Annotated in this window: 6 protein-coding genes; all 6 read left to right on the top strand. The window is 69.8% G+C overall.

Features of this window, described 5'->3' with window-relative positions:
* The coding region (locus DRV84_RS10025) for a tyrosine-type recombinase/integrase (RefSeq protein ID WP_147298849.1) at positions 1 to 488 on the top strand (488 nt) is incomplete at its 5' end.
* Positions 489 to 541: 53 nt separating this feature from the next.
* On the top strand, positions 542 to 1,942 hold the full coding sequence (locus DRV84_RS15635; RefSeq protein WP_158547796.1) for a hypothetical protein: 1,401 nt from the start codon (positions 542 to 544) through the stop codon (positions 1,940 to 1,942).
* 188 nt (positions 1,943 to 2,130) lie between these two features.
* The gene (locus DRV84_RS10015) at positions 2,131 to 2,382 is read left to right on the top strand and encodes a hypothetical protein (protein ID WP_115979981.1); all 252 of its coding nucleotides are present in this window, start codon (positions 2,131 to 2,133) and stop codon (positions 2,380 to 2,382) included.
* Positions 2,383 to 3,232: 850 nt separating this feature from the next.
* Entirely contained in the window at positions 3,233 to 3,976 is a 744-nt protein-coding gene (locus DRV84_RS10010) for a hypothetical protein (RefSeq protein WP_115979978.1), read from the top strand.
* Between the two features lie 556 nt (positions 3,977 to 4,532).
* Entirely contained in the window at positions 4,533 to 4,823 is a 291-nt protein-coding gene (locus tag DRV84_RS15440; RefSeq protein ID WP_147298848.1) for a hypothetical protein, read from the top strand.
* A 10-nt stretch (positions 4,824 to 4,833) separates the two neighbouring features.
* Positions 4,834 to 5,928, top strand: a complete 1,095-nt coding sequence (locus tag DRV84_RS10005; RefSeq protein ID WP_158547794.1) for a tyrosine-type recombinase/integrase — start codon at positions 4,834 to 4,836, stop codon at positions 5,926 to 5,928.
* Positions 5,929 to 6,000 lie beyond the last annotated feature (72 nt).

Below are 6,000 nucleotides of genomic sequence, written 5' to 3'. Positions count from 1 at the left end.
GTCCCGTTTGGATGCCGATTGACATGAAGCCCTGGCTCGCCATCGAGCGGCGCAAGGTCAAGAACCGCCGCCCGATCGAAGGGCCTGTGCCCAGCCGCCTCTGGCGCGTCGTGGAGACATGGCGCGACCGGGGCCGGCCCCTCTGGATCGCGCGCCACGCCGCGACCGGCGCGGCAGACACGGGGGCGCTCTTTCCCGGCACGCGCGGCGGGGCGCTCTCGCGTACGACCTTCAACAAGGCGTGGAACCGCGGCATGTCGCGGCTCGGGCTTCCGGGCCTGACGCCGCACACCATGCGCCACGTCGCGGCGACGCTCTACCTCGCCGTACACCCCGGCGGCTACGATGTCGTCGCCGCCTTGCTCTGCGACACGGTCAGGAGCGTCGAGAACTTCTACGTGCGTGGCGAGGGGCGCGCGGCGGCCGAGCTCTTCGCGAGCGTCGTCGAGGAGCTCGCTCCGGGCCTCGATCTCAGGGGGGCGCGGTGATGCCCCGGCCGCCGCAAAGCCGGGCCGCGCGCGCCGCGGCGCTCGGGGTGCGGATGCCGAGCGTTCCACCGGTCGTCGCCGCCCGCGTCGTGGCCACCGCGCGCGAGGCCGATCTCGCGCCGCGCGGCATGCCCGCGGCGCTCGAGCGCTTCTACGCCCGCCTCGCGCAAGAGGGCCGGGCGCCCGAGCAGGCGCAGGCCGAGGACTTCGCGGCCTGCGCGCCGAGCCGCACCGCCTTGCGCAGACTGCTCGCAGCGCTCGGGCGCTTCGCGCCCGAGGTGCCGACGGCGGCGGCGGTCCCGGTCAAGCAGGACTGGGACCGCTGGCTCAACGCGCGCTACAACGCCAAGCCCCGGCGCCCGTGCGCCTCGCGCCGCGAGGCGCTGGCGCCCGAGGACTGGCCGGCGCCCTGGCAGGCGGCCCGCCCGTGCCTCACACGCCGCTGCCGCGTGGGGGAGCGGCGCTACCGGGCGCTCGCGCCGAAGACGCGCGCCTCGGTCGAGCAGGCGGTGGGCCTGCTCGCGCTCGCGCGGGCGCGCGCCGGGATCGAGGCGGAGGGGATCGACGCGGAGCTCGCAGAGGCCTTCCTCGCCTTCCTTCTCGACCGGGTGAACCCGCGCACGGGCGCGCCCATCCGCGCGGCGAGCGTCGCGGACTACGTCGAGCGGGTCACCGTCTTCGGCCAGCGCGCGCAGCTTCTCACGCCCGCAGGAGAGGTCGCCCTCGCAGAGATCGCGAGGGCCTGCCGCGACGAGGCCGAGGAGGAGACCCCGCTCAAGGAGGTGGCGATCCGCCGGTTCCGCGAGGCGCACGGGCTCGACGCCGTGCTCGCGCGCGCGGTCGCCGCGAGCGAACAGGCGGCCGCGCTGCCGGGGCACTCGGCCGAGGCCGCGCGGCTGCGCCGAAAGGCGGTGGTCTTCGCGCTTCTCGTCAACAACGCGGACCGGCAGGGCGACCTGTCCACCTTCCGCATCGGCCGCGAGGTCGTGCGCGGCCACGACGGCTGGTCGCTCGCCCACCGCCAGACGAAAACCGGGCGGTGGAAGGACAACGGCCCGCTCTGGACGCTCGTGAGCCTGCTGCTCGACGCCCATGTCCTCGCGGGCCGGCCGTCCTGGACCATCGATGTGCGCCTCGCCGAGCTCGACGGCTGCAACCTCCTGAGCCTCGCGCCCGAGGGGTTCGGCACCTACTACGCCGCGTCCCTCCTGCGGGAGGAGTTCGGCATCGGGGGTCATTTGATCCGGACGGCGCTCACCGACCTCCTGCGCCGGCATCGCCCCGACGCCGCCTGGGCCGTGCAGCGCCTGCTCGGGCACTCCGTCCGCTGGATGCAGGAGACATACCGCTCGGACTTCGAGGAAGTCGCGAGCGTGGAGCACTACGCCGCCGCCCTCGAGACGCTCCTCGCGCGCACCGATGGCGCGGGGCAGGGGCGCCGCCCTCGGCTGTGAGGCGGGCGCCGGGCGCGCTCTCGCGCGTCGTTGGTGGGCCTCGGCGGGGGAGGGCGCCCGGCCTCGCGGGGGCGCCCTCACCACGCGCCGCCCTCTTCACTTTTTTCATTTCCGGGCCTGCGCCGCGGGACCCATGTCCCGACTGGCCACTGACGGCCGTTCGACACCCTCAACGAAAGGATCCTAACATGTCCAAGACGACCCCCTCCTTCCGCCTCGTTTCCGACCGCCTCATCGACGATATCGTCGGTGAGGCGCTCTTCGAGGTCACTGGCGCTCTGCGCACGGACCGGCTTGCGGTCACTTACACGCCGGGCGTGGCCGGCACGCCGCCCACAATCGACGCGGCGATATGGACCGAGACCGGCGCGGACGCACTCCGCTTTGCGGGGGACCACCAGGCCCGGATCGAGGCGCAGCTCGCGCGCCGCGCCGCCTGATGGCCGGAGCTGGCCACTCGGCGTGAAGCCACGCCCGCACCCGCCGCCGCGCCCTCGGGCCGGCGGCGGTTTTGCGTCCGGTGGAGGCGCAGGTGATAGGGCAGGGGGCAGGCATGGTGTCTCGGGGCTGCCATCCCTCATGAGCAGGGCCACGCCGGGACGACCGTCCGCCCTGTGCCTTCCCCTCGGTCTCTATCCCCTTCGCCAAGGCAGCTGCACGACGCCGACCATGCGCGCGACGTTGGCCGGGACGGATCACTCTTCCCACCCCTTCCCCCATCCCATGCAGTCATTTCTGGGGATTTCTTGATCTCTTCGATTTCTGAGATTTCTCGAGCCGGAGAACTGTTTCAAGGCAGCGCCTTGGAGCGCAAGACGCCCCGCGCGAACGGGGCGCGCGCCGGATGAACGGAGGACGCCGCCGTTGAAGTGGGCGGGTGGCGCCGTTTCGACGGGCCGGCGGACCGAGACAGGGCATGGCGCCGGTGGTTGTCGGCGCCGGAGAAGCGGACCGGCAACGGCCGCGCGTGGTCCGTGGCGGCCCGGCGTCCGGCGGCCCTGACCCGTTCCGTGCGACCGGGGCCCGTCGCGAGCCACAGGGGCGCCGCCGGGGCCGCGCCGATTCCCGTCGCCAGACACCGCAAGCACGCGTTGCTCATGACCGGCCCCGTCCGCGCAGGGTGCGACGCCGTTTGCGATGCGGGCGTCGCGCCCTGCGCGGACGGCTTACACGCCACGCGGACGGGTGATCCCGCAGATTTTTCGGGTCTCGCGTTTCCGCGTCCGGAGCACCGGACCGACGTCCGGCGCGGCGGCCGATCCGGGCCGTCATCGCACCAAGGACGGACCGATGCCGAACGACAACGGAAAGATTCAACTGCCCTGGGAGCTCGCGCTCTGGATCACCCAGCTGCCGCTGCGGCCGACGAGCCTGAAGCTGCTCGTCTCCATGCTGCATCAGCAGGACCTCCGGGACGGATGGCATGACTTCGAAGAGTGGCCGCTGCCATGCTGGGCCACCTTCTCGGCGCTGCGCGCGCGGGTCGGGCCGAAGGGGGCGAACGACGGCCGCGCGCTCCGGCGCCTGCGCGAGGAGCTTCTGGAGGCGGGGATCCTCTCGCACTGCGCGGTCCTGCGCCACGAACGCGCCCATGCGCTCCAATGGAGGGTCGCGCCCGCCATCGCGGCGCAAATGTCCTGCCGCGTGGCGAGCGATTACGTCCTGCTCGACCTCGACGAACTCGGAACGCTGAAGACCCGCGACGAGATCGGGCTTTATATTTACCTGCGCCGCGAATGGGGCAAGCACGCGCCGCAGTTCGATATCGCGCTGGTGCCGGAAACCTGCCGGGCGGACCTGCGCCGCTACCGCCGCGCCCTGCTGACCCTCGCCGATCGTCTCGGCGCGCGCTTCCATATCGCGCTCTGCTACCGCACCGATGCGCCGGTCCCGGACCGTCTCACCGTAAAGATCGAGCACGCGGGCACGCGCTGGTTCGAGGGGGCGCTGGAGAAAGCGCCGCCGGACGCGCAGCGCTGGACCATCGGATCGCTGCGCGAGGAGGGAAGCGACGCGCCAGGGCAGGGGGAATGATGGTCCTGCCCGAGTGTCGCTTAGGCTGCGCCGCAGGCGTCGGGTCTGCGCGTCATCTCGATGAGACGCGCAGCCCCGCCGCCCGCGGGCAACCGCCCGAATCGCGAGCGGCGAGGAGGCACGTGCGACGGGAGTTGGCGCTCGGGCTCCCGTGCAATTGGCACGGCCCGGTTCTGTGGGCACGCATCGGTTTCTTGGCACCCGTTTCCAAGCGGAGAAGCGGCAATGCCATCCCGCCTCCGAGCGGCGCGCGCGTCGGTCGTTGCACGCGCGCGCCGCGTCGGCTGACGCGACGCGGCCAAGGGGTCGGATCGCGGTCAGTTCACCCTGCATGCGTCGGCCTTCGCCCCCTCCCCGCGAGCGGCAGATCGGAGGGGGTGCGCCGATGGGTGACACGCCTGCGCGCTGGCAAAAAAATTGCCGTTCATAAATGAAAATCCGGCAAGTAATTGATTTTTTATAAAATATTAGGTGGGCGCAAATTCACAGATCTTTCTGCCCCTATTTTAACGAACCGACGTCCCGCTCAGTCAGACCGCAAGAAGGGCAAAAACTGATGGCGGAGCAGCAGACTTCGAAGCTTCCCGAACCCGTCGCGCAGGCCGTCGCGTCGATCACGTTCATTCCCGAACGCGAGCTCGCGCGCGCCTTCGGGTTCGGCAAGGTGTCCTGGAAGTTCAGGGACTTTCTCGACCAGGCAGGTATCGAGCCGGTCCCGGGCCGGCCGGGGTTCTACGACCCAAAAATTGTTCGCGCACGCCTTGACGCGATCCAAAACTATAGCGATGCAACGGACGCCCAGATGTCCCTCACTCAGCAAAGGAGAAAGCGCCTTGGCAAAGCCTAAAATCTCAGGGGTGCACATCGTCCGGAAGGAGACCAAGTCGGGCAGGAAAGAATATCACTATGCGTTCCGTGGCGGCCCACGCTTCTGGCACAGTTCGATGGGGCCGGCGACCGGGCCAGCCTATCACAAGGCTTATGCGCGGATCATGGAGAAGCATCAGCGGGTCCATTTCGGCTGTGCGCCGGACTCTGTCTCCGCCGCCATCCGCGCATTTTGCGACTCGATAGCCTTCGCGAAGCTCAAAGACCGGACGCAGAGGGACTACGTCAAATACCTCGACGCCTTCGAGGGAGAGTTCGGCAAGGAACCGATCAAGATGTTCGAAGAGAGCGATTCCCTCATCGAGATCGAAGAGTGGAAGAGTAAGGCCTTCGGGCACTCGGTGCACGCGTATGATTATGCGACCACGGTCGTCACGCGGCTTCTCAACTGGGCGCAGAAGACGGGACGCCTGAGGTTTCACCACCACAACAACGTCGAACGCCATTACAAGGTGGACCGCTCCGGTCACGTGTGGCTGCCGGCGGAAATTCAGGCCCTGCTCGATGTTGCCAAGGAGCGTGAGCGCCGGATCATTCTCACGTGCTCCGAGGGCGGGCTCGCGCCGGTGGACGCCTGCGCGCTTACCCACGGAAACGTGCGCAAGACGCCCAGAGGCCGTCGCCTTTACTTCCACCGCAAGAAAACCAACAACGTCACGAGCTTCCCGGTGACGCCCGCGCTCGCCGAGGTGATCGACACCACGCCGCCGGGTCAGCAGACCCTTCTGGTCTCGCTGAGGGGCAAACGCCTCCAACCGGAGCGCGTCTCGCAGATCGTCAAGGATGTCGTGCGGCGGGCGAATCGCGCGGCGTCGCAGGACGCCTCGAAAACGCCTGTGCGGACGGACCTGCGCCTTTACGACATGCGCGGGACGGCGGCCACCTCGCTTCTGCGGGCAGGGTGTTCCCTCAACGAGATCGCTGTCTGCATGGGTTGGAGCATGCGCACGGCCTCCTCGATGATCGAACGCTACGCGCGGGTCGTGCCCGAGGTCACCGATGAGGTCCTGGACAAGCTCGAGCGCGCGGAGCAAGCGCAGCGTAGACGCCAATTCGACGCCTGAACGGCGGGGCCCGGTGCGCTGCGCGCGCCGGGCCCATCTTCGGATCTTTGGGGCGTCGCGGTGGCGGCGCCC

Source organism: Rhodosalinus sediminis, from assembly GCF_003385555.1.
GTDB lineage: Bacteria > Pseudomonadota > Alphaproteobacteria > Rhodobacterales > Rhodobacteraceae > Rhodosalinus > Rhodosalinus sediminis.
Note: the sequence above shows the minus strand (reverse complement) of the source record. Positions and strands in the feature narration are given on the sequence as shown.